The organism is Klenkia sp. AC732 (assembly GCF_979256525.1).
In genome coordinates this window covers 15,131-37,629 of the sequence record NZ_CEEDOS010000025.1, presented here as the reverse complement: position 1 = coordinate 37,629, position 22,499 = coordinate 15,131, and the positions used below count along the sequence as shown (strand labels likewise).

19 protein-coding genes are annotated in these 22,499 nt (G+C 75.6%); 11 read left to right on the top strand and 8 right to left on the bottom strand.

The genetic code is table 11. The features are described 5' to 3' along the window. Together AC0IVP_RS13425 and AC0IVP_RS13420 are read right to left on the bottom strand one after the other, a co-directional pair. Complete coding sequence (locus AC0IVP_RS13425; protein ID WP_471757129.1) at positions 1-804, bottom strand: isocitrate lyase/PEP mutase family protein; 804 nt, start codon at positions 802-804, stop codon at positions 1-3. 8 nt (positions 805-812) lie between these two features. After that, positions 813-1,217 carry an STAS domain-containing protein gene (locus AC0IVP_RS13420; RefSeq protein ID WP_056296377.1) on the bottom strand — a complete coding sequence of 135 codons (405 nt, stop codon included), beginning with the start codon at positions 1,215-1,217 and terminating at the stop codon, positions 813-815. A gap of 278 nt (positions 1,218-1,495) precedes the next feature. On the opposite strand from AC0IVP_RS13420, the gene AC0IVP_RS13415 reads away from it, so the two are divergent. The 4 genes from AC0IVP_RS13415 to AC0IVP_RS13400 are packed head-to-tail and all read left to right on the top strand — an operon-like array spanning position 1,496 to position 5,061. Then, on the top strand, positions 1,496-2,137 hold the full coding sequence (locus tag AC0IVP_RS13415) for an ABC transporter permease (protein WP_056296380.1): 642 nt from the start codon (positions 1,496-1,498) through the stop codon (positions 2,135-2,137). Next, entirely contained in the window at positions 2,130-3,308 is a 1,179-nt protein-coding gene (locus tag AC0IVP_RS13410; protein ID WP_471757127.1) for an ABC transporter ATP-binding protein, read from the top strand. The genes AC0IVP_RS13415 and AC0IVP_RS13410 overlap by 8 nt, the downstream gene beginning before the upstream one ends. Next, positions 3,305-4,093 carry an ABC transporter permease gene (locus AC0IVP_RS13405; RefSeq protein ID WP_471757125.1) on the top strand — a complete coding sequence of 263 codons (789 nt, stop codon included), beginning with the start codon at positions 3,305-3,307 and terminating at the stop codon, positions 4,091-4,093. Before AC0IVP_RS13410 ends, AC0IVP_RS13405 begins: the two co-directional genes overlap by 4 nt. A 2-nt stretch (positions 4,094-4,095) precedes the next feature. Beyond that, complete coding sequence (locus tag AC0IVP_RS13400; protein ID WP_471757123.1) at positions 4,096-5,061, top strand: glycine betaine ABC transporter substrate-binding protein; 966 nt, start codon at positions 4,096-4,098, stop codon at positions 5,059-5,061. 13 nt (positions 5,062-5,074) lie between these two features. Here AC0IVP_RS13400 and AC0IVP_RS13395 read toward each other — a convergent pair whose 3' ends face one another. Continuing rightward, positions 5,075-5,812: a GAF domain-containing protein gene (locus AC0IVP_RS13395; protein WP_471757121.1), complete on the bottom strand. Its 738-nt coding sequence runs from the start codon at positions 5,810-5,812 to the stop codon at positions 5,075-5,077. Positions 5,813-5,938: 126 nt separating this feature from the next. On the opposite strand from AC0IVP_RS13395, the gene AC0IVP_RS13390 reads away from it, so the two are divergent. The 3 genes from AC0IVP_RS13390 (at position 5,939) to AC0IVP_RS13380 (ending at position 9,586) form a co-directional block, all read left to right on the top strand. Beyond that, a complete protein-coding gene (locus AC0IVP_RS13390) occupies positions 5,939-6,904 on the top strand; it encodes a hypothetical protein (RefSeq protein WP_471757119.1) in 966 nt (321 codons plus the stop codon). A 95-nt stretch (positions 6,905-6,999) separates the two neighbouring features. Continuing rightward, complete coding sequence (locus AC0IVP_RS13385) at positions 7,000-8,757, top strand: PHA/PHB synthase family protein (RefSeq protein ID WP_056296397.1); 1,758 nt, start codon at positions 7,000-7,002, stop codon at positions 8,755-8,757. 1 nt (position 8,758) lies between these two features. Beyond that, entirely contained in the window at positions 8,759-9,586 is an 828-nt protein-coding gene (locus AC0IVP_RS13380) for an alpha/beta fold hydrolase (protein ID WP_471757117.1), read from the top strand. Here AC0IVP_RS13380 and AC0IVP_RS13375 read toward each other — a convergent pair. Next, complete coding sequence (locus AC0IVP_RS13375) at positions 9,574-10,524, bottom strand: nucleoside hydrolase (RefSeq protein ID WP_471757115.1); 951 nt, start codon at positions 10,522-10,524, stop codon at positions 9,574-9,576. The two genes, AC0IVP_RS13380 and AC0IVP_RS13375, sit on opposite strands and share 13 nt — an antisense overlap. 1,378 nt (positions 10,525-11,902) lie before the next feature. On the opposite strand from AC0IVP_RS13375, the gene AC0IVP_RS13370 reads away from it, so the two are divergent. After that, complete coding sequence (locus AC0IVP_RS13370; protein WP_471757113.1) at positions 11,903-13,762, top strand: gamma-glutamyltransferase family protein; 1,860 nt, start codon at positions 11,903-11,905, stop codon at positions 13,760-13,762. Positions 13,763-13,768: 6 nt separating this feature from the next. Here the strand turns inward: AC0IVP_RS13370 and AC0IVP_RS13365 are convergent, their stop codons facing one another. Together AC0IVP_RS13365 and AC0IVP_RS13360 are read right to left on the bottom strand one after the other, a co-directional pair. Then, positions 13,769-14,398 carry a maltokinase N-terminal cap-like domain-containing protein gene (locus AC0IVP_RS13365; protein WP_471757111.1) on the bottom strand — a complete coding sequence of 210 codons (630 nt, stop codon included), beginning with the start codon at positions 14,396-14,398 and terminating at the stop codon, positions 13,769-13,771. A 10-nt stretch (positions 14,399-14,408) separates the two neighbouring features. Further along, complete coding sequence (locus AC0IVP_RS13360) at positions 14,409-15,533, bottom strand: aromatic acid exporter family protein (RefSeq protein ID WP_471757109.1); 1,125 nt, start codon at positions 15,531-15,533, stop codon at positions 14,409-14,411. Positions 15,534-15,695: 162 nt separating this feature from the next. Between AC0IVP_RS13360 and AC0IVP_RS13355 the strand changes: the two genes are divergently transcribed. Further along, the gene (locus tag AC0IVP_RS13355) at positions 15,696-18,221 is read left to right on the top strand and encodes a SpoIIE family protein phosphatase (RefSeq protein WP_471757107.1); all 2,526 of its coding nucleotides are present in this window, start codon (positions 15,696-15,698) and stop codon (positions 18,219-18,221) included. A gap of 18 nt (positions 18,222-18,239) precedes the next feature. On the opposite strand, the gene AC0IVP_RS13350 is transcribed toward AC0IVP_RS13355, so the two are convergent. Both AC0IVP_RS13350 and AC0IVP_RS13345 read right to left on the bottom strand, forming a co-directional pair. After that, on the bottom strand, positions 18,240-18,683 hold the full coding sequence (locus AC0IVP_RS13350; protein WP_056296413.1) for an ATP-binding protein: 444 nt from the start codon (positions 18,681-18,683) through the stop codon (positions 18,240-18,242). A gap of 169 nt (positions 18,684-18,852) precedes the next feature. Continuing rightward, positions 18,853-19,392, bottom strand: a complete 540-nt coding sequence (locus AC0IVP_RS13345; protein ID WP_471757105.1) for a DUF1697 domain-containing protein — start codon at positions 19,390-19,392, stop codon at positions 18,853-18,855. 225 nt (positions 19,393-19,617) lie between these two features. Here AC0IVP_RS13345 and AC0IVP_RS13340 point away from each other — a divergent pair, with 225 nt between their 5' ends. Together AC0IVP_RS13340 and AC0IVP_RS13335 are read left to right on the top strand one after the other, a co-directional pair. After that, positions 19,618-21,015, top strand: coding sequence for a reverse transcriptase family protein (locus AC0IVP_RS13340; RefSeq protein ID WP_471757103.1), 1,398 nt, complete (start codon positions 19,618-19,620; stop codon positions 21,013-21,015). Between the two features lie 77 nt (positions 21,016-21,092). Then, entirely contained in the window at positions 21,093-22,490 is a 1,398-nt protein-coding gene (locus tag AC0IVP_RS13335) for a uracil-xanthine permease family protein (RefSeq protein WP_471757101.1), read from the top strand. Positions 22,491-22,499 lie beyond the last annotated feature (9 nt).

The window sequence follows — 22,499 nt, the reverse complement described above, 5'->3', positions numbered from 1 at the left end:
TCAGTTCAGCGCGCGGACACCGTCGGGCAGGTTGCCGCCGCGGATCGCGGAGACCGCGAAGTCGGCGAAGGCGGTGAGCGCCAGGCGCTGCGTCCACGGGCCGAAGGACACCCGGGCGACGCCGAGCTGGGCCAGCCGCTCCTGGGGCAGCGAGCCGGGCACGTTGATGACCGACACCCGGCGCTCGCCGATGCCCTGGACCAGCTGGACGACGGTGGACTCGTCGAGCTTGCCGGGGACGAAGACGCAGGCCGCGCCGGCGTCCAGGAAGGCCCGGCCGCGCTCGACCGCGTCGGCGACGACGTCGGCCTTGGGGCGGTCGCCGGCCTTGACGAAGGCGTCGGTGCGGGCGTTGAGCACGAACGGCACGCCCTCGGCCTCACCGGCGGCCACGGCGGCGCGGACGGCGGCGACGGCCTGGTCCAGCGGCTTCATCTGGTCCTCGAGGTTGGCGCCCACGACACCGACCCCGATGGCCTTGCGGACGGTCTCCCCGGCGTCGCCGTAGCCGGCCTCCAGGTCGGCGGACACCGGCACCGACACCGCGCCGGCGATCCGGCCGACGGCCTCGATCATCGTGTCGACCGGGATGGCCTCGCCGTCGGGGTAGCCGTGGGAGGCGGCGATCGAGTGGCTGGCGGTGGCCAGCGCGCGGGTCCCGGGCAGCGCGGCGACGACGGTCGCGGTGATCACGTCCCACACGTTGACCACGGTGAGCAGCGCGGGGTCGGTGTGCAGGCGCAGGAGCTCGACGGCCTTGTCGGCGGTCGTGGGCGTCCGGGGGTCCGACGGGGGGTTCGACATGCCCCCAGTCAAGCCGACGGCGGCACCGCCGGCCCGGTGCGGTCGGCCGGCGGGACCGCGTGCGCGGGCATGCCGCTGACGTCGAGCTGCTGCAGCAGGCCGGTGAGCTCCAGCGGGCCGGTGACGATGCGGCTGGTGGCGATCACCCGGACCCGCTTGTCGTGGGCCTCGGGGTGCTGGCTGAGCCACACCAGCGCGGTGACGCCGGCCGAACCGAAGAAGTGCACGTCGGACAGGTCGACGGTGAGCACCTCGGGCGCCCCGCGCAGGGCGTGCAGCAGGCTCTGCTGCAACGCCGGGTTGTAGGCCGAGTCGAGCATCCCGGTGACGGCGGCGACCAGCTCGCCGTCCTCGCCGGGCCGGGTCGACACCGTGAACGGCACGTCCTCGGCATGGTCGTGCACCGTCTCCACGGGGTCCTCCTCTGCAACGCTGCACCAGGTGTCGTCTCCGCCGGCGACCGGGCTCAAACCACGGCGGACGTGACGGCGGGCACGCCCGTGACCGCATCGTGACCGCCTCCGTCGTGCGACGCCTGGGGCTGCTGTGGCACGTTGGTCCGCAGTCGAACCGATCCGGTGGCGTTGCGCCACGGGTCCGCAGCGGGGGCCGCCGACCACCTGAGGCCCCGCTGTGTCCGTCCCGCTCGAACCCACGGGCGGTCCCCGAGACCAGGGAAGCGGGTGGGCCCTTGTGGCAGTACCTCCTCGACCGTCGTGAGCTGATCGCCTTCCAGGCCTACCAGCACGTGAGCCTGGTGGTGCAGTGCGTCGTCCTGGCCACCGTGCTGGCCGTCGGCCTGGCGGTGCTGTCCTACCGCAGCGCCCGGGTCACCAGCCTGGCCAACAGCGTCTCCGCGATCGGGCTGACGATCCCCTCGTTCGCGCTGCTGGGCCTGCTGCTGGCCCCCTTCGGCTTCGGCATCACCCCGGCGGTCGTCGCCGTCGTCTTCTACGCGGCGCTCCCGGTGCTGCGCAACGCCCTGGTCGGCCTCAGCGGCGTGGACCAGTCGCTGGTCGAGTCCGCCCGCGGCATCGGCATGAGCCGGCTGACCACGTTGCGGCGGGTCGAGCTGCCGCTGGCCTGGCCGGTGATCCTGGCCGGCGTCCGGGTGTCCACCCAGATGGTCATGGGCATCGCCGCCGTCGCCGCCTACGTGCTGGGGCCGGGCCTGGGCAGCCTCATCTTCTCCGGACTCTCCCGGCTGGGCGGCGCCAACGCGCTGAACGCCACGCTCGTCGGGACCATCGCGATCGTCCTGCTGGCCCTCGTCCTGGACGTGGTGCTGGTGCTGGTCGGTCGCCTGACCACCTCGAGGGGCATCCGTGTCTGAGACCCTGACCCACGCCGGCGACCCCGCCCACGACCGCACCGTCAGCGGCGTCGCCATCCGCCTGGAGGGCGTCACCAAGCGCTACCCGGGCCAGTCCGAGCCCGCCGTCGACGCCGTGGACCTGGAGATCGCCGCCGGCGAGACGGTGATGTTCGTCGGCCCCTCCGGGTGCGGGAAGACCACCCTGCTCAAGATGCTCAACCGGCTCATCGAGCCCAGCGGCGGGAAGATCTACCTGGGCGACGAGGACGTCACCGGCCAGGACCCCGACCAGCTGCGCCGCCGGATCGGCTACGTCATCCAGGCCGGCGGGCTGTTCCCGCACATGACCGTGGGCACCAACATCGGCCTGGTCCCCGGGATGCTCAAGTGGGACCGGAAGCGGATCGCCGAGCGCGTCGACGAGCTGCTGGACCTGGTGGGGCTGGACCCCGAGGTCTACCGCGACCGGTTCCCCAAGGAGCTCTCCGGTGGCCAGCAGCAGCGCGTCGGTGTGGCCCGGGCGCTGGCCGCCGACCCGCCCGTGCTGCTCATGGACGAGCCCTTCGGCGCGGTCGACCCGATCACCCGGCAGCGGCTGCAGGACGAGCTGCTGCGGATCCAGGAGGAGCTGGGGAAGACGATCGTCTTCGTCACCCACGACTTCGACGAGGCCGTGAAGCTCGGGGACCGCATCGTCGTCTTCGACGTCGGTGCGCGGGTCGTCCAGTACGACACCCCCGAGGCGATCCTGGCCGAACCGGCCGAGGACTACGTGGCCGACTTCGTCGGTGCCGGCGCGACCCTCAAGCAGCTGACCCTGACCCGGGTGGGCGACACCGGGCTGCACACCCCGGTCACCGCGGCCGCCGGTGAGGACAGCGCCGCCGTCGTCACCCGGGCGACCGCGGCCGGCGAGCAGTACGTCGTGGTCACCGACGGCCGTGGCCGGCCGATCAGCTGGCCCTCGGTCGCCGAGCTCACCCGGACGACGACCGTGCCGGCCACCCGCGACGAGCGGCTGCCCGTCGTGGGTCTGCGCTCCACCCTCAACGACGCACTGGACACCATGCTCGCCGCCAGCCAGGGCGGCGTCGTCGTCACCGGCCGGCGGGACGCGGTGGCCGGGGTGCTGGTCGTCGAGCAGGTCATGGCCGCGATCCAGTCGACCCGCGGGGAGACCCGCGGGTGACCGCCGCCGTGGACCCCGCGGTCACCGCGCCGGAGACCGTCGAACCCGGGGGACGGTGCGACGGCGTCGCCTGGCGCGGCCTGCTGGTGCAGCCCGCGCTGATCGTGGTCGTCGCCGTGGCGTTCGTCGTCTGGCGCTCCACCGCCACGCTGACCGACGCCGAGGCCCGGCCGCTGGCCTGGTCGGCGCTGGGCGGCAGCATCCTGGACCACCTGCAACTGGTCGCCGTGGCCGCGGTCGTCGTGCTGGCCGTCGGCATCCCGCTGGGCGTGCTGCTCACCCGGGGCCCGTTCCGGCGGGCCAGCCCGCTGGTGCTGGGCGTGGCCAACACCGGTCAGGCCGCGCCGGCGATCGGGCTCTTCGTGCTGCTGGCCACCTGGCTGGGCTTCGGCTTCGGGTCCGCCGTCGTCGCGCTGGTCCTCTACTCGGTGCTGCCGGTGCTGCGGAACACGATGGTCGGACTGCAGGGCGTGGACCCCCGCCTCGTGGAGGCCGGCCGCGGCATGGGCATGAGCGCGCTGGCCGTGCTGCTGCGGGTCGAGCTGCCGCTGGCGGTGCCCGTCGTGCTCTCCGGCGTCCGGACGGCGCTGGTGCTGCTGGTGGGCACCGCCACGCTGGCCACCTTCATCGACGGTGGCGGGCTGGGCCTGCTGATCACCACCGGCATCAACCTCAACCTGGACACCCTGCTCTACAGCGGGGCCCTGCTGGTCGCGCTGCTGGCGTTGGCCGTGGACTGGGTCGGCCGGGTCGTGGAGACCCTGGCCCGCCCGAAGGGACTGTGACGATGCGCCGCACGGCCGCCGCCCTGCTCACCGCACCCCTGCTGCTGGCCGGGTGCGGGCTGCAGGCCGCCAACCAGTACACGCCCGAGGCGGAGCCCGGGTCGATCCAGCCGGTCGAGGGGGCCGAGGGCGTCGAGCTCGTCGTCGGCGCCAAGAACTTCACCGAGCAGCTGGTGCTCGGCAAGATCGCCGTCATCGCGCTGCAGACCGCCGGGTTCGACGTGCTGGACCGGACCAACATCCCCGGTTCGGTGCCGGTCCGCACCGGCGCGACGTCGGGGGAGATCGACATGAACTGGGAGTACACCGGCACGGCCTGGCTGACCTACCTCAGCGAGCCCGAGGGCATCCCGGACCGGACGGAGCAGTACGAGGCGGTGCGCCAGGCCGACCTGGCCAACGGGCTGACCTGGCTGCCGCCGGCGGAGATGAACAACACCTACGCCTTCGCGATCCGCAGCGAGGCGGCCGCCGACCTGGTCGTGACCACGCTGAGCGACATCGCCGCGCTGCCGGTGGAGGACCGCACGTTCTGCGTCGAGGCGGAGTTCGCCAGCCGCAACGACGGCTTCGTGCCCATGCTCGAGAGGTACGGACTGCCGCTGGGCAGCGCGGACGGCGTCCCCCGCGACGCCGTCTCGACCCTGGACACCGGGGCGGTGTACACGGCCACCGACCAGGGCGCCTGCAACTTCGGCGAGGTCTTCACCACCGACGGCCGGATCGAGTCCCTGGACCTGACCGTCCTCGAGGACGACCGGCAGTTCTTCCCGGCCTACAACGTCGCCCCGGTGGTCTACACCCAGACGCTGGAGGAGCACCCCGAGCTGGCCGACGTCTTCGCCGAGATCACCCCGCTGATCACCGACGAGGTGATGATCGAGCTCAACCGGCGGGTCGACGTCGACGGCGAGGAGCCGGTCGACGTGGCGCTGGACTGGATGCGCTCGGAGGGCCTGGTCGAGTGAGGACCCCGGCCGGTCAGTCGGGCAGGTCGCCGACCGGTCGCAGGTCCTCCGCGGAGCGGCGGCCGCTGACCAGCTCGGCGGCCAGCTGGTCGACGTCGAGGTCGGCGGCGTAGGCGCTGGCCCGCAGCAGTGACAGCGCCTGGGGGCTGGTGACGCCCAGCTCGGCGTTGAGGACGCCGATGGCGACCCAGACCTGGGCGCGGCGCCCGGCCGGCGGGGCGTCCAGCCAGGCCGGGGTCTCGGCCCCCCGGGAGGCGTGCGCCATGGCGCCGGTGAAGACCGAGCTGATCTCCCCGACCACGGCCAGCGCGTCTCCCAGACCGATCTCGTCCAGCCCGTGCGGCGGGGTCAGGTACAGGTCGACGGTGCCGATGCCGGTCAGACCGCCCGCCAACGGGAGCGAGGCCACGCTGCGGTAGTCGGTGTTCTCCACCAGCCCGGCGTGGAACCCCGGCCAGCGGCTGGCCAGCTCGGCCTCGCTGGCCAGCACCGGCGCCCGGGTGGCCGCGGCGGCCAGGCACGGGCCGGCGCCGACGGTGAACTGCAGCCGCTCGGCGTCGGCGGCCATCGCCGAGCTCGCGCCCAGCGGCAGACGGCGGTCCGGGGCGAACAGGACGCTCATCCCGGCGCCGTCGACCGGCAGGGCGGCCAGGCAGGCCATCGCCAGGCGTTCGGGCAGCAGCTCGGCGCCCATCGTCCCGGACGCCTCCGCCGCCGCGATCGCGTCGGTGAACCGGCTCAGCGTGCTCACGAGCCCTCCGTGTGTGGGGCCGCGCGCGGGCGGCGGGTCGGGTCGGTCAGCCGTGGGTGCAGGCTGCCGGGGCAGAGTGTCTACCGCGTCGGGAGGCACCTGACACACGTGCAGGGAGGAGGCGGGGTGCGGTCCTTCGACGAGGTGGCCGACGAGCTGTACGCCGTCGTCCCGACCGGGTTCGTCGCCGCCCGCGCCGACGCCGTCGCGGAGGCCAAGGGCACCGACAAGGTGCTGGCCCGCCGGATCGGCGAGCTGGGCAAGCCGACGCTGGCCGCCTGGACGGTGAACACGCTGGTCCGGTCCGCCGGGGACCAGGTGCAGGAGCTGGTCGGGCTGGGCGAGCTGATGCGCCAGGCGCAGGACACCCTGGACCCCGAGGCCATGCGGGAGCTGTCCAAGCAGCGCCAGCAGGTGGTCCGCGCGCTGGCCCGGGAGGCGGCCCGGCTGGCCCGCCGGGCCGGGCACCCGGTCAGCGACCAGGTCACCACCCAGGTCGAGGAGACGCTGCGGGCAGCGGTCGCCGACCCGGCCGCGGGGCAGGCGGTCCTCGCCGGCCGGCTGACCGGGGCGCTGTCCTACAACGGCCTGGGGACGCCGGACACCTCGGCGCCGACCGTGCCCGCACGCCGTCCGGCCCCACCACCGCGGCAGGCACCCGCCGCCGAGCCGGAGACCGAGCCCGCCCCGCCGGTGGACCTGGAGGCGGCCCGGGCCGCGAAGGCCGAGCGGGTCGCCCGACGCGAGGCCGAGGAACGGCTGCGCCAGGCCCGGGCCACCCTCCGCGCCGCCCGGACCGTCGCCGAGGAGGCAGCCGAGGAGGCCGAGCAGGCGGTGGCCGCGGCCCGGGAGGCCGAGCGGGCCGCCGACCAGGCCCGTCGCGGCCGGGACGACGCCCGGGCCCGGGTCGAGGAGCTGGAGGCCCAGCTGGCCGCCGCGCGCGAGCTGGCGGCCGCCGCCGAGGACGACGTCGCCACCACGGAGGCCTCCGCCGAGCAGGCCGGCCGGGACCGGGACGGCGCGGTGGCCGACGCCGAGCAGGCCACGGCCGACCGGGACCGCGCCCAGCAGGTCGTCGACGAGCTCTCCTGACACCGGACGGGCGGTACCGGGCAGGTCGGTGCAGGATGTGACCGGCAGCACACGACCGGTCGGGTGGTGGGCTGTCCGAGGTCGGGAGACACCGCATGACCACGACCGAACGGCGTCCCGACGCGGGACCGGCGCACACCACGGTGGCCGAGCCCGCCGAGCAGCAGTCCGACCTGGAGCTGGTCGAGGCCGCGATCGAGGCGTTGACCGGTGCCCTGCCGGTCGCGCTGAGCCCCACCCAGGGCCTCGCCGCGGCCCGCCGGCTGGTCGGCACGGTCGCCCGCCAGCCCCGCGCGCTGACCCGCCGCGGGGTCGACCTGACCGCCCAGCTGGCCCGGGTCGCCGTCGGCACCTCGGGGATCGAGCCCGACCGCAAGGACGCCCGGTTCAAGGACCCGGCCTGGCAGGAGAACCCCGTCTACAAGCGGCTGGGCCAGTCCTACCTGGCCTGGAACCGGGCCGTGCACGGCGTGGTCGAGGACCTCGACCTGGACGAGAAGAGCAAGCTGCGCGCGCTGTTCCTGCTGCGGCTGCTCACCGAGGCGGTCGCGCCCACCAACACGCTGCTGGGCAACCCGGCCGCGCTGAGGCGGGCGCTGGAGACCCGCGGCCGCAGCCTGGTCGACGGCGCCCGGCACGCCGCCTACGACGTCCGCAACAACGGGGGCATGCCCTCGATGGTCGACAGCCGGCCCTTCGTGCTCGGCGAGACGATCGCCGCGACACCCGGGTCGGTGGTCTGGTCCAACGAGATCGCCGAGCTGATCCAGTACACGCCGACCACGCCCCAGGTGCACGCCCGGCCGATGCTGGTGCTGCCCCCGCAGATCAACAAGTACTACGTGCTGGACCTGGCGCCGGGCCGCAGCATGGTCGAGCACCTGGTGAGCCACGGCCACCAGGTCTTCATGCTCAGCTGGGCCAACCCGGGCGCGACCGACGCCGCCTGGGACTACGACTCCTACGCCCGGACGGCGCTGGAGGCCTCCGACGTCGTCCGCGAGATCACCGGGTCGCCGGACATGAACATGCTCGGCGTCTGCGCCGGCGGGATCACCGGCGCCGGCCTGCTGGGCCACCTGGCCACCGCCGGGGACGACCGCTTCGCCAGCGTGACGTTCCTGGTCACCCTGATCGACTTCGAGGTGCCCTCCCAGGTGGGCACCTTCATCTCCCGGCCGGTGGTGGCCGCGGCCGGGCGCAAGAGCCGCTCGGACGGCGTCCTCAGCGGGCGCGAGCTGGCCCGGGTGTTCGCCTGGCTGCGCCCCAACGACCTGGTCTGGAACTACTGGGTCAACAACTACCTGATGGGCAAGAACCCGCCGGCCTTCGACGTGCTGGCCTGGAACGCCGACGCGGTCGACCTGCCCGCCGGGCTGCACGGGGACTTCATGGACATGGCGCAGAGCAACGCGCTCACCCACCCCGGCGAGCTGCGGGTGCTGGGCACCGCCGTCGACCTGGGCCGGGTGACCGCGGACGCCTACGTGGTCGGCGCCGTCACCGACCACATCTGCCCGTGGCGGGCCTGCTACCCCACGGTGGACCTGCTCGGCGGCGACGTGCAGTTCGTGCTCAGCAGCCAGGGCCACATCCAGGCGCTGATCAACCCCTCGGGCAACCCCAAGGGGTCCTACCGGACCACCGACCCCGTCCCCGAGGGCGAGGACGCCCCCAGCGCCGACGAGTGGCTGGAGCAGGCCACCGAGCACCAGGGCTCCTGGTGGGACCACTGGGTGCAGTGGCTCGAGCCACGCAGCGGGCCCAGGCGCAAGGCCCGGAAGGCCCTCGGCAGCACGGCCCACCCGCCGACCCAGGACGCGCCGGGCAGCTACGTCCGCGCGACCACCTGACGTGCGGACCGCGGCACCACGTCAGCTGGAGATCGGTGGCTTCTCCCTGCGCGTCCGGGTCGACCACGCCGGCGCCGGGCACCCGCTGCTGCTGGTCAACGGCATCGGCGCCACCGGGGACCTCTTCGACACCTTCCGCGAGCACCTGGCCGACCGGGAGACCATCAGCTTCGACGCACCCGGCGTGGGCGGCAGCTCCACGCCGCACTACCCGCCGACGCTGCGGAAGCTGGCCGGCGTGGTCGCCGAGCTGGTCCGCGCGGTGGGCCACGAGCAGGTCGACGTGCTGGGGCTGTCCTGGGGCGGCGCGCTGGCCCAGGAGCTCGCCCGCCGGCACCCCGACGTCGTCCGGCGGCTGGTGCTGGCCGGCACCACCCCGGGCTGGGTGTCGCTGCCGGGGCGGCCGGCGGCGATCAGCGTGCTGGCCTCACCGCTGCGCTACTACTCCCCGGGCTACCTGACCCGGGTCGCGCCCACGCTCTACGGCGGCGGCATCCAGCACCACCCGGACCTGCTGGGGGAGCACGCCGCACAGCGCTCGGCGCACCCGCCCACGCCCTACGGCTACCTGTGCCAGATCGCCGCGCTCCGCCGCTGGTCCAGCCTGCCCTGGCTGCACCGGCTGCAGATGCCCACCTTGGTCCTCGCCGGGGACGACGACCCGATCATCCCGCTGGCCAACGCCCGGCTGATGGCCTCGCGGCTGCCGCACGGCCGGCTGCACGTCGTCCGCGGGGGCGGGCACCTGTTCCTCTTCACCCACGCCGACGCGATGGCGCAGGTGGTGGAGGCGTTCTTGGACGAGCCGCGCCTGGATCAGGCCCCGTAGGAGGCCAGTCGGCTGACCAGGAACTCCACCGCGGCGTCGCTGTCGACGGTCTCGGCGACCTCGACGGCGGTGTCCGCGGTGGACACCGACCGGCTGTCGACCAGCGTCTGCCCGCGGGCGGCGCCCAGCGTGGTGCCGACCACGACGTCCCGGCGGACGGTGCGCAGCGTGCCGGGCACGATCGCCTCGGTCAGCGCGAGAGCGTCGTGCACGACCACGCCGCTGATCCCGTAGGCGTCCCGGGCGGCGTCCACGTACTGGCGCAGGACCGCGGCAGCGGTCTCCCCGACCGTCCCACCGGTGCTGCGGAAGCGCTCGATGCCCTCCTCGGTGAGCACCGTGGGCAGCGTGACGTCCAGCCCGACCATGGTCACCGGCAGCCCGGAGGTCAGCACGGCGTGCGCGGCCTCCGGGTCGGCCCAGGCGTTGAACTCCGCCGCGGAGGTGACGTTGCCGCCGCGGTGCGCCGAGCCGCCCATCCAGACGACCCGGCCGATCCGCTGCGCGGCCTCGGGGTACACCGCCATCAGCAGCGCGATGTTGGTCAGCGGGCCGATCGGGGCCACCGTGACGGTGCCCGGCTCGTGCGCCAGCAGCAGCTCCGCCAGCGCGACGACGGCCGGCCGCGGGTCGACCGACGCGGGGGAGGGGGGCAGCTCCACCCCGCCCAGGCCCGCGGTGCCGTGCACGTGCCCGGCGCGGGTGGGCAGCGGGTGCACCAGCGGACCGGCGGCGCCGGCGGCCACCGGCACGTCGGAGCGGCCGGCCAGGTGCAGCACCCGCAGCGCGTTCTCCGTCGTCTGCGCCAGCTCGACGTTGCCGTGCACCGTCGTCACCAGCTGCAGGTCCACCTCGGGGCTCGCCAGCGCGAGCAGGACCGCCAGCGCGTCGTCGATGCCGGGGTCGGTGTCGATCACCAGGGGGATGCGGTCGGTCACCCCCGCAGTCTGCGCCACGCCCCCGCCCCGCCCGCCCCGCCCGCCCCGGCATGGGATCCCCCGCATATCGCAGACGGCCCATCCGGTATGCGGGGGATCCCATGCCAGGGCTGCCGGACGCACCGTCCGTCACAACCGACACGCCCGTCCCAGGCGTCGCGTCCCGGGGTCACCGACTCCACCGGCGCAGCGAACCTGCGGAAACGCCGGTTCGCGTCGACAAGTGACCGGTTCCCGGGGGCGGTGACCGGCCCGCGACACGGCTCTCACAACGGTTCGGTCACGCGGCCTCCAGGGAGTGTCCGTACGAGCCGACCACGGGAGCCCCACGCGTCACTCTCATCCCTGACCGCAGTCCTCCCCGACCACGGTCCACGCCCACCAGGAGAGAGACACGAGACATGGCGATCACCTCGATCACCGCTCCCACCACGCTCGTCCTCACCGAGCTGCCCGGCCCCGGCCAGGACGCCCGGTACTCCGCCATCGACAGCGGCGTCGAGGTCCCGGAGTCCCGCACCAACCCCGCCCGCACGACGGCGGCCGGCCGCACCGCCGTGGCCCGCGCCGCCGCCGGCGAGCACGTCCGACGGGCACCGGTCGCGCCGCAGCGACCCGTGGCCACCGCGGCGACCGCGGCCCGCCGCGCCGAGCTCGCCCGCTCGGTCGCCGGCACCGCACCCCGGCGGCAGACCGCTGCCGCCCGCACCGCTGCCGCCCGCACCGCACCGTCCCGCGACGCCGAGGGCTGGGGCCGGCGCACGCCGGTCGCGACCAGCACCCCGGGCACCGTCCGCCGCAGCACGCCGCCCCGGCTGACCCTGGCCCGGCTGCTGGTCTGGTGGCGCTCCGCGCTGCTCACCGGCTGGCACCGGCTGGGCTCGTGGGGTGCCGGCGTCGACGGCGAGAACCTGGCCTGGGGCCGGTCCCGCGCGGCCGTCGTCCCCCGCCAGGAGCCGCCGGACGGCGTCCTGGCCCGCCACCGCGCCCCGGACGACGACGACCCGGTGCCGATGCGGGAGCTGCCCAGCACCCCGACGTCCCCACCGCCGGTGCGCCGCAGCCAGCAGGCGCACCTGGTCCGCCCGGTCGCCCCGGCCGTGCTGATGGGCCGGCTGTCGGCGATGCCGGCCCGCCCGGTCGCCCCCGCCGTCGAGAGGCCGGTCGTGGCCCCTGCCGCGGCCCGCGCCGTCGCCCCCGCACCGGTGCAGACCCCGCCGGTGCACCACCAGCCTGCCGCCCTCCCGGAGCCGGTCCTGGCGAGTCGTCCGGTCGTCCGGACGTCGCGTCGTGCGGTGGTCCGTGGGGTGGCGTGGACGTCCAGTCCCTCCGGTTCGGGATCGCTGCGACCCAGCAGCGGCGTCCGTACGGTGGCGCCATGTCCTCAGCAGGGTTCACGACCCGACCCGAGCTCGCCGGCACCTTCGGCATGGTCGCCTCGACACACTGGCTCGCCAGCCAGGCAGGCATGGCGACGCTCGAGGCGGGCGGCAACGCCTTCGACGCCGCCGTCGCGGCCGGTTTCGCCCTCCACGTCGTCGAGCCCCACCTCAACGGCCCGGGGGGCGAGGTCCCGATCGTCTTCGCCCGCGGCGGGGCCGGTGGGTTCTCGAGCGGGGCCGTCAGCGTCCTGTCCGGTCAGGGGGTCGCCCCCGCGACCGCGAGCATCGAGGCCTTCGAGGGCCTGGGGCTCGAGCTGGTCCCCGGTACGGGCCTGCTCGCCGCCACCGTCCCCGGTGCCGTCGGTGCCTGGCTGACCCTGCTCCGCGACCACGGCAGCCTGCCGCTGGACGCCGTCCTCCGCTACGCCGTCGAGTACGCCGAGACCGGCCACCCCCTCGCACCACGGGTGGCAGCGACCGTCGACTCGGTCTCCGAGCACTTCTCCACCCACTGGCCGACCTCGGCCGCCACCTGGCTCGCCGCCGACGGAGCTCCTCCGACAGCCGGCCGCCTGTTCCGCAACCCTGCTCTCGCCTCCACCTACCGCCGACTGCTCGATGCAGCGCGCGGCCCCTCACGGGAGGCGGGCATCGACGCGGCACTCGCGGCCTGGTACTCCGGATTCGTCGCCGATGCGATCGACGTGTTCTCCCGGCAACCCGTGCGCGACGACTCCGGTCGCGACCACGCGGGCTTCCTCACCGGGCACGACCTCGCCAGCTGGCAGCCGACGTACGAGCCCCCGGTCACGACCGACTGGCGAGGGTGGGACGTCTCGAAGGCCGGGCCGTGGTCCCAGGGACCGGCGATGCTCCAGGCACTGGCGATGCTGGACGGGGTCCCGGGCCTGGCGCCGGGTCAGGGAGCAGGCGAGCAGGCACCCACGGCCGACGTCGTCCACGCCACCGTCGAGGCGGTCAAGCTGGCCATGGGCGACCGGGAAGCCTGGTACGGCGACGAGCCGGACGTGCCCCTGCAGGACCTGCTCTCCCCGCACTACTCCGCCGAGCGGCGGGCGCTCATCGGTGACACGGCCAGCCTCCAGCTGCGGCCCGGCTCACCGGACGGGCGCCCGCCCCGGCTCCCCCGGCACGTGACCCACCCCTCCGGCGCCCACACCTCCGGCCGCGCCACCGGCGCCGGCGTCGGGGAACCCACCGTCGCCCGCACCGGCGAGCAGGTGGTCGAGCCCGACGGCACCACCCGCGGCGACACCTGCCACGTCGACGTCGTCGACCGCTGGGGCAACATCGTCTCGGCGACGCCGTCCGGCGGTTGGCTGCAGAGCTCCCCGACGATCCCGGGCCTGGGCTTCGCGCTCGGCACCCGGGCGCAGATGTTCTGGCTGGACCGCGGGCTCCCCAACTCCCTGGCCCCGCGCAAGCGCCCCCGCACCACGCTGACGCCGACCCTGGCGCGCGAGCGGGACACCGGCCGCTGGCTGGCCTTCGGCACCCCGGGCGGGGACCAGCAGGAGCAGTGGCAGCTGTGCTTCTGGCTGGCCCACACCGTGCGCGGGCTGGACCTGCAGGCCGCCATCGACGCCCCGGCCTGGCACACCACGTCGTTCCCGTCCTCGTTCTACCCGCGGGAGACCAACCCGGGGGAGGTCGTCGTCGAGTCCCGCGTCGGGGACGACGTCGTCGCCGACCTGCGCCGCCGCGGCCACGACGTGCTCGTCGCCGACCCGTGGTCGCTGGGCCGGCTCTCCGCCGTCAGCGCCGACCCGGAGGCCGGGCTGCTGCGCGCGGCCGCCAACCCCCGCGGCATGCAGGGGTACGCCGTCGGCCGCTGACCGGGGTCAGCGGGCGAAGGCGAGCAGGGCGGGGGTGTCCTGGCCGGCCCAAGTGCCGCGCAGCACCGGGCCCGAGACGGTGCCCTCGGCCGGGCCGCCGAGGACCCGCAGCAGCACCAGCTCGGCGCCGCCGGTGTCCAGCAGCGTCGTCGTGTCCTGGTCGGTGGCGCTGACGACGACGTCGGCGGGCGGGGGGCTGAGGGTGCCGAGCGCACCGTCGGCGTGCACCCGGGCGGTGGGCTCACGCAGCTCCGGCCCGTCGGGCGTCTGGTGTTCCAGCTCCGCCTGCGGAGTGCCGGTGAGCAGTGCGGCGGCCAGCGCGGCGGCGTAGACCGGGTCGGTGGGGCCATCGTACACCCAGCGGGTGCCCAGCACCGAGTGCTCCGTCGTCCCCAGCAGGCCGGCGCCTCCCAGCGGCTGCGCGCGGTAGGTCACCGGCACGTGCAGGACGGCGTCCCCGGCGCGCAGCAGGAACGTCTCGGTGCCCACCTCGCCGGCCGGGTCGTCGAACCGGTAGGCCCCGGCCACCTCCAGGGACGCCGTGTCCAGCCCCGCGGCCCACGGTCGGGTGGGCACCCAGGCCTGCAGCAGCTCGAGCTTGCCGGGGACGAGGGTCGCTGCGTGGATGACGGCCATGGCCGGCACGCTAGTGCCGTGTGTCGGCCGGGCCCGGCGCGACGACGGCGGTCAGGCACCGGCGCAGCGTGGTGACGACGCTGCCGGCCACGAAGAGGTCACCCCCGGTGGCGGTCCGCTGCCGGCGGACGTGCCCCGCGAGTTCCTCGACGGCGACCCGGGCGGTGGCCACCACGGCCGGGTCGCCGACGACGTCGTCCCCGATGGCGTCGTCGGCGATGGACCGCAGGGCGGCGGCGATGGCGGCCAGCGCCTGCGCGGTGGGTGGCCGCAGCGTGGGGCCCATGGCGATCTCGTCCATCTGCAGCTCGGCGGTCTCGTGCTCCCGGACCAGCTCGGTGACGTCGGCGACCAGGAAGGCCAGGCTCTCCAGCGCGCGGGCGTGCTCGTACTGCTGCTGGGCCTCCTCGGCGTACCGGCGGGCCCGGCGGTTGCCGCGGCGGGCCTGGTCGGACAGCTGCACGGCGGTGCGGGTGCTGGTCAGGACCGGGTCGATGGCGTGCATCCGCTCCTGCCACTCGTGGCCGGCGGGCGGTGACTCCTGGCGCAGCCCGGCGGCCAGGTCGTCGAGCTGGTCGGCGAGCAGGTCCCGCAGCTGGGCGAGCTGCGCCTGCGCGGGGGCCAGCGGCAGCGGCGGGAACGCGGCGGTCACGGCGAGCCCGATGGCGGCGCCCAGCAGGGTGAGCCCGGCGTACCCGGCGACGTAGCCGAAGGGGTCCCGGTCCCCGATGATCAGCGTGAACAGCGCTGCGGTGGCCACCCAGCTGCCGGAGTCGCCGAGCGCCCGCCACCCGGCCAGCAGCACCCCGAGGGCGACGACGACGGCGATGGTGGCGCCGTTGGGGTAGGCCAGCGCGTCCACCCCGAGCGCCACGGCGGCACCCAGGGAGATCGCGACGACGGTCTGCGCGGCCTCCCGGGCGGACCCCGCCAGCGTCGTGGACGTCGCGATGACCGCGCCCAGCGGCGCGTAGTAGGGGTAGGCGGCGGCCGGACCCGGGACCAGCTGGACCACCGCCCAGGCCAGCGACGCGGCCAGCGCGGCCTTCGCCGCCAGCCCGTACCGCGGGTGCCGGGCCCACGTGCGGACCAGGCCCCCGGTCCACCGTCGAGCCCGCCGAGCGCTGTCCACCACCACGACATCCTCCCGTGCGCGTCACGGGCCGCAGCGGATCGGGCAGGTGGGGGGCATGATCTGGGGGTGGACGACGGGGACGGGTGCGGGCGCGACGCGTCCGCCGTCCCCGGCCCCCGGGCCCCTGGTGCACCGGCGGCACCGACCGCGCAGGACGGCGACGTGCTCACCCAGGCCCTCGCGGCGAGGCTGCGCGGCGACCGGGACCGGGTCGCCGCGGTGCGCCGGGTCGAGTCCGCGGCCGTCGGCTCGCGCGCCCTGGAGCGGCTGGCCCAGCTCGCCGCCCGGCTGCTGGACGCCGGCTCGGCCCAGGTGTCCCTGCTCGGTGAGCAGCAGACGGTGGCCGGCGGCTCGGGTCTGGCCCCCGACGCAGTGGGCGCCCAGGGCCCGCTGGCCGACTCGCTGTGCACCGTCACCGCCAGCGGCACAGGCGCCCTGGTGGTCACCGACGCCGCCGCCGACGACCGGGTCGCCCACCTGCCCCCGGTCCGCGCGGGCGCGGTCGGGTCCTACCTGGGGATGCCGCTGACCGGCTCCGGCGGGCACGTCGTGGGGGCGCTGTGCGTGTTCGACCCGGCCCCGCGGGAGTGGAGCGAGGCCGACCTGGTGCTCCTGGGGCAGCTGGCCGACTCCGTGGCCACCGAGCTCGAGCTGTCCGCGCTGTCCACCGAGTTCGAGGCCAGCCGGCTGCGCTGGGGGCTGGCCATCGACGCCGCCGAGATCGGCAGCTTCGACTGGGACCTGCTCACCGGGCGGCTGGTCTGGGACGACCGGCTGGTCGAGCTGTTCGGCTACGAGCGGCACAGCTTCGGGGAGACCATCGAGGACTTCAACGCCCGGCTGCACCCCGACGACGTCCCCCGGGTGGCCGACGCCCTGGAGGCCTCGATCGCCGCGGTCGGCCTCTTCGAGGCCGAGTACCGGGTGCAGCTGCCCACCGGGGAGACCCGCTGGGTGCTGGGCCGGGGCAGGGCGCTGGCCGACGACAGCGGCCGCGCGGTCCGGTTGCTGGGTGCCGCCTACGACACCACCCGCCAGCGGCACGGCGACGCCCGGGTCGCCCGGGTGCTGGAGTCGATGTCGGCTGCCTTCTACTCGGTGGACCGGGAGTGGCGGTTCACCTACGTCAACAGCGAGGCCGAGCGGCTGCTGCAGCAGTCCCGCGACGGCCTGCTGGGCGGGGTCATCTGGGAGCTGTTCCCGGCGACCGTGGGCAGCGACTTCGAGACCGTCTACCGCGGGGCCGTGAGCAGCGGCGCGCAGGCGGTCTTCGAGGCGTACTACCCGCCGCCGCTGGACGGCTGGTACGAGATCCGGGTCTGGCCGAGCCCGGACGGGCTCAGCGTCTACTTCCTGGACATCACCGAGCGCCGGGCCGCCGAGGAGCGTGCCCGGCGCAGCGCCGCGCGGCTGGCGCTCATCGCCGAGGTGACCGCCGTCTTCGGCGCCGCGCTGGCCGGGGACCGCACCTCCGAGGACGCCCTGGACGCCCTGGCCGGCACCGTCGTCCCGGTGCTGGGGGACGCCGCCATCGTCAGCCGGCTGGACGCCGACGGGCGGATGCGCGACGTCAGCAGCGCGCACGCCGACCCGGAGCTGGCCCCGGTGCTGGCCCGCTACGCCGCGCTCCGGCTGCCGGCGCTGCAGCCCACGGCGCCGGTCGTGGCTGCCCTGGACTCCGGGCACGTGGCCGCCAGCGACGACCTGGACGCCGTGGTCGGGGCACACCTGCCCGCCGGGGAGGTCGCCGACTGCTACGCCCGGTTGGGGCTGCGTTCGGTGGCGGCGTTCCCGCTGGTCGCGCGGGGCCGCACGGTGGGTGCGCTGACGGTCTACCGCGGTGCCTCCCGGCCCGCGCTGGACGAGGAGGACCTGTCGGCCGGCCGTGAGGTCGCCGACCGCGCCGCCCTGGCGATGGACGCCGTCCGGCTGTACGAGCAGCAGCGCCGCATCGCCGAGGAGCTGCAGCGCAGCCTGCTCACGGCACCGCCGGCGACCCCGGGCGCCCGGGTCGCGGTGCGCTACCTGCCCGCCGCCGAGGCGGCCCAGGTCGGCGGTGACTGGTACGACGCGTTCCACCAGCCCGGCGGTGGGCTGGTGCTGGTCATCGGGGACGTCGTGGGCCACGACACGGAGGCCGCCGCGTCCATGGGGCAGCTGCGGGGGCTGCTGCGCGGCATCGCCTTCCGCCAGGGCCGGGGCCCGCGTGACGTGCTGGTCGACCTGGACCGGGCCATCCAGGGCCTGCAGGTCGACACCATGGGCACCGCCGCGATCGCCCGGCTCGAACCGGCCGGCCCGGACGCGCCGGCGGGCTCCACCCGGGTGCGCTGGTCCAACGCGGGGCACCCGCCGCTGATGGTGCTGCGTGCCGACGGCGGGGTCGACGAGCTGTCCGTCGCCCGCGCCGACCTGATGCTCGGCGTCGACGACTCGCTGCCGCGCCGGGAGCACGAGGTGCTCGTCGGCCCCGGGTCGACGGTGCTGCTCTACACCGACGGCCTGGTCGAGGGCCGGGACATGCCGCTGGACGAGGGGCTCACCCGGCTGCACCGGGTGCTGCGCGAGCTGGGCCCGGTGCAGCCCGGGGAGCAGGCCCTCGAGGAGTTCTGCGACCGGGTGGTCGAGCAGCTGCGTCCCTCGGGCTCCGAGGACGACGTCGCGCTGCTCGCGGTCCGGCTGGACTGAGCAGCGCCCACCGGGCGGTCAGCGGGGGAGCAGGGCCCAGACGCTCTTGGTGTCCCCGCGGGTGACCCAGCCGTGCGCGGTGGACATCTCCGCGATCAGGTACAGGCCCAGGCCGCCCTGGCTGGGGTCGCGGCCGATGGCCGGGCTCGGCGGCCGGACGGCGGCGGAGTCGACGACCTCGACCAGCCAGGACTCCCCGTGCGGGGCCACGCGTGCGGCCACCCCGGCACCGCCGTGGCGCAGCGCGTTGGAGGCCATCTCGTCGAAGGCCAGCACCACCCGGTCGACGAGCTCGGCGGCCGCGTCGTCCTCGGCGCCGTCGAGGGCCGCCACGAGGTGGCGGCGCAGCTGCCCGCGAACGCGGGGCAGCTCGGCGACGTGGGTCAACGGCCAGGTCAGGCCGGCGGGTGCGTCCGGGGGCGCCGAGGACGGCCACAGCGGGCTGGCCGACTCGCGGGTCACGCGCGCACTCCCTCGTCCTCCATCGGGTCCTGGTCTGGGCACGGTCCGACCGCAGCGCCCGTCGGTGGTGCTCACCGCCACCGACCGTCAAACACGATGGGACCACCGTCACACGTCCGAGGCGGTGGGACCCGGCACAAGGAGACCACGGACCCACCGAACGGGCACGTCAGGAGTGCGTACGGGTCGGTTCCGTCAGGCGGGCGACGGTCCGCCAGTTGCGGGCGGTCACCAGCACGCCCAGCAGCCGGTCCCACGGCCAGCCGCCCACCGCACCGGCCGCGGCGACGCCGTCGGGACACCACAGGTGCAGCTCCCGGCCGGTCAGCCACCACCCACCCTGGTCCGGGCCGGCGGCGGGCACGCGGGCCACCGCGTCCGGGTCGGGGGTGCGGTCGCAGAAGCCGACCAGGTAGCGGGACGGGTCGCCCTCGACGTGCGGGCCGGCGGCGACCAGGGCGTCGAGCTCCTGCACCGTCCGGACGACGACCGGCACGTCGTGCCCGAAGCCCTCGAGCACCGCGGCGCGCACCTCGGCGGCCAGCCCGACCTCGTCCAGGTCGCTGTCCAGCAGCACGTTCCCGCTCGTCAGGTGGGTGCGGACGGCCCCGTGTCCGCGGGCGGCGAGCTGCTCGCGCAGCGGGCCCATGGCGATCCGGCGGGCCGTGCCGACGTTGATGCCGCGCAGCAGGACGACGTACCGGGTCACGGGGGCCAACCTAGGCGGCACCGTCTCGGTCTGGGAGGGTGAGGGCATGCGGTGGCGCGGGGTCGAGGACGCCGCACCGCTGGTCGGTCCGGCAGCTCCGGGGATGCCCCGGGGACCGCACGACGCCTCCACCACGACGCCTCCGGCGCCGCGCTGCGCTCCGCGCAGCAGAGCGCCGGTCCGACGGGACAGGTCGACCCGCGCCACCGCACCCGGCTGTTCCACGTGAATCCCCGCACCACCGCCCGCGCCCTCGCCGACGCCTTCCTCGGGGCCCGGGAGTGGCAGGTGCCCGACCTCGTCGCCCGCGGCCGGCTGGTGCTCGACGCCGAGCCCGACTGGCTCACCGACCTCGCCCGGGTGCTGCTCGCCGTCCCTGGGGTGTTCGAGCCGCCGGTGTCCGAGGTGGTGACCTCCGGCGAGGACGGCGAGGACGACGACGAGGACGGGTTCCTGGTCTGGGCGGCCGACGAGGAGCCGGAGGGCTGGCAGGGCGCCCGGGCCGCCGCCCCCGGCTCCCCGCGGGTGGTGCGGTGGCTCCCGGCGCACACCCGGATGGGCCGCACCCCGTGGCGGGTGGCCCCGCTGGACGACCTGGCCGACGTCGCCGAGCTGCTCGCCACCGACCTGGACCACCTGGCCTGGTACGCCGACCGGCAGGGCCGGCAGCGCGCCGAGCCCTCCGGACGGCTGCAGCTGTACCGCCGGCACTGGCGGGTCCGGCCGGGCCGGGTGCCGCGGCTGCTGGAGACCCCCAGGCCCCGGCTGCGCACCGCCCAGCGGGTGTTGCTGGACCGGGTGCTGGCGCCGGTCCCGCCGCACCCCGCCGCACACGGCTTCGTCACCGGCCGGTCCGCGGTGACCGGCGCCCAGCAGCACGTGGGCGCCGACGTCGTCCTCACGATGGACCTGGCCGCCTTCTTCGCCACCGTCACCTCCGGCCGGGTGTACGCCACGCTGCGGACCGCCGGGTACCCCGAGCCGGTCGCGGACCTGCTGACCGGGCTGCTCACCACCCGGGCCACCCGCGACGACCTGGCCACCATGCCGCCCGGGGGGTCCGACGCCGCCCGGGCGCACGTCCGGTCCGCGCTGGCCGCACCGCACCTGCCGCAGGGGGCGCCGTCGTCCCCGCAGCTGGCCAACCTGTGCGCACAGCGGCTGGACCGTCGGCTGGCCGGGTACGCGGCGGCCGCCGGCGCCGTCTACACCCGGTACGCCGACGACCTCACGTTCTCCGGTGGCCCCGACGTCGCCCGGAGGGTGGGTGCGCTGCGCCACGGGGTGGCCCGCATCGTGGCCGCCGAGGGGTTCGCCTTGCAGCCGGCCAAGACCCGGGTCCGCGGCCGGGGTGCCCGGCAGACCGTCACCGGGATCGTCGTCAACGACCGGACGTCGCTGCCCCGCCGCGAGCTGGACGCGCTGCGGGCCCGGCTGACCAACGCGGTCCGGCTCGGTCCGTCGGTGCAGGACCTGGCCGCGTTCGACGGCGACCGGGGCGCGCTGCGGGCGCACCTCGCCGGGCGGGTGGCGTGGGTGGCGCAGGTGCACCCCGTGCGCGGCGAGCGGCTGGCCGCGTTGCTGGCCGCGGTCGACTGGGACCCGGTCGACACACACCTGTGACCCGGCTGTGACCGGTACCGGGCAGTCTCGTCCCCCACCGGCGCGCCCGGCGCCGGTACGGCCAGGGGGAGCGGCACGTGGCTCGGACGAAGCAGGCGCAGACGGCACGGCGGGACCCCAGCGACCCGGACGCGATGCCGCCGTGGGGCGTGGCGGTGCCGCTGGGCCTGCAGCACGTGCTGGCCATGTTCACCTCGAACCTGACCCCGGCGATCCTGCTGGCCGGCGTCATCGGCGCCACCACCGGCGAGGCCGTGCTGCTGGTGCAGGCCGCCCTGCTGTGCGCGGGCCTCGCCACCCTGCTGCAGACCATCGGCCTCGGCCCGGTGGGCAGCCGGCTGCCGCTGATGATGGGCTCGGGCTTCGCCTTCATCGCGGTCGCCGTGCCGCTGGCCGCCGAACTCGGGCTGGACGCCGTGCTGGGCGGGGTGCTGGTGACCGCGCTGGTCCAGGTGGCGATCGGGCTGGGCATCCACAGGATCGCGTTCCTGTTCCCGCCGGTGGTGACCGGCACGATCATCCTGGTCATCGGCCTGGGGCTGTTGCCCAGCGGCATCAACCTGGCCGCCGGCGGCGTCGGCCGCGAGGGCTTCGGGTCCTGGACGAACCTCGGCGTCGCCGGGCTCGTGCTGGTGCTGACCGTGGTGCTCAACCAGTTCGCCCGGGGGATCGCCAAGGCGGCGTCGGTGCTCATCGCCGTCGTCGTCGGCTACCTGGTGGCCATCCCGGCGGGCCTGCTCGACCTCTCCGGCGTGGGCGACCGGCCGGTCGTGGCGTTCCCCTCCCCGTTCGCGTTCGGGGTGTCCTTCGAGGTCGTCGCGATCGCCTCGATGTGCATCGTCGGGGTGGTCAACACGGTCGACTCGGTCGGCACCGTGCACGCGGTGACCGAGGGCGGTGCGGGGCGGCCCGCCACCCGGCGGGAGCTGCGCGGCGGGATCCTGGCCGAGGGGGGCTCGGCGGTCCTCGGCGGCGTGTTCGGCGCGCTGCCCACGACGATGTTCAGCCAGAACATCGGTCTGGTCGCGCTGACCAGGCAGATGAGCCGGCACGTGGTCACCATCGGCGCCTGCGTGCTGGTTGGCCTGGCGCTGCTGCCCCAGCTGGCCGCGGTGCTCGCCGCCGTCCCGCCCGCCGTGCTCGGCGGCGGTGTCCTGGTGCTCTTCGGCATGGTCTGCGCCATCGGCATCGAGCTGCTGAGCAAGGACGGCCTGGACACCCGGTCGCTGCTGATCGTGGCCATGTCCATCGCGCTGGGCCGGGGCATCGCGGCCGCCCCGGACGCCATCGCCGGCATCGCCGGGGAGTGGGGCGCGCTGTTCAGCTCCGGCATCGTGGTGTCCGCGGTCGTGGCGATCGTGCTGAACCTGGTACTGCCCGGCCGGCCGGTGCCCGCCCCCGAGGTGCCGTCCCCGGCCGAGCCCTTCGTCGAGGCGGCCGCCGAGGAGCGCGTCGAGGACCGCACCGAGCGCTGAGGCGCACAG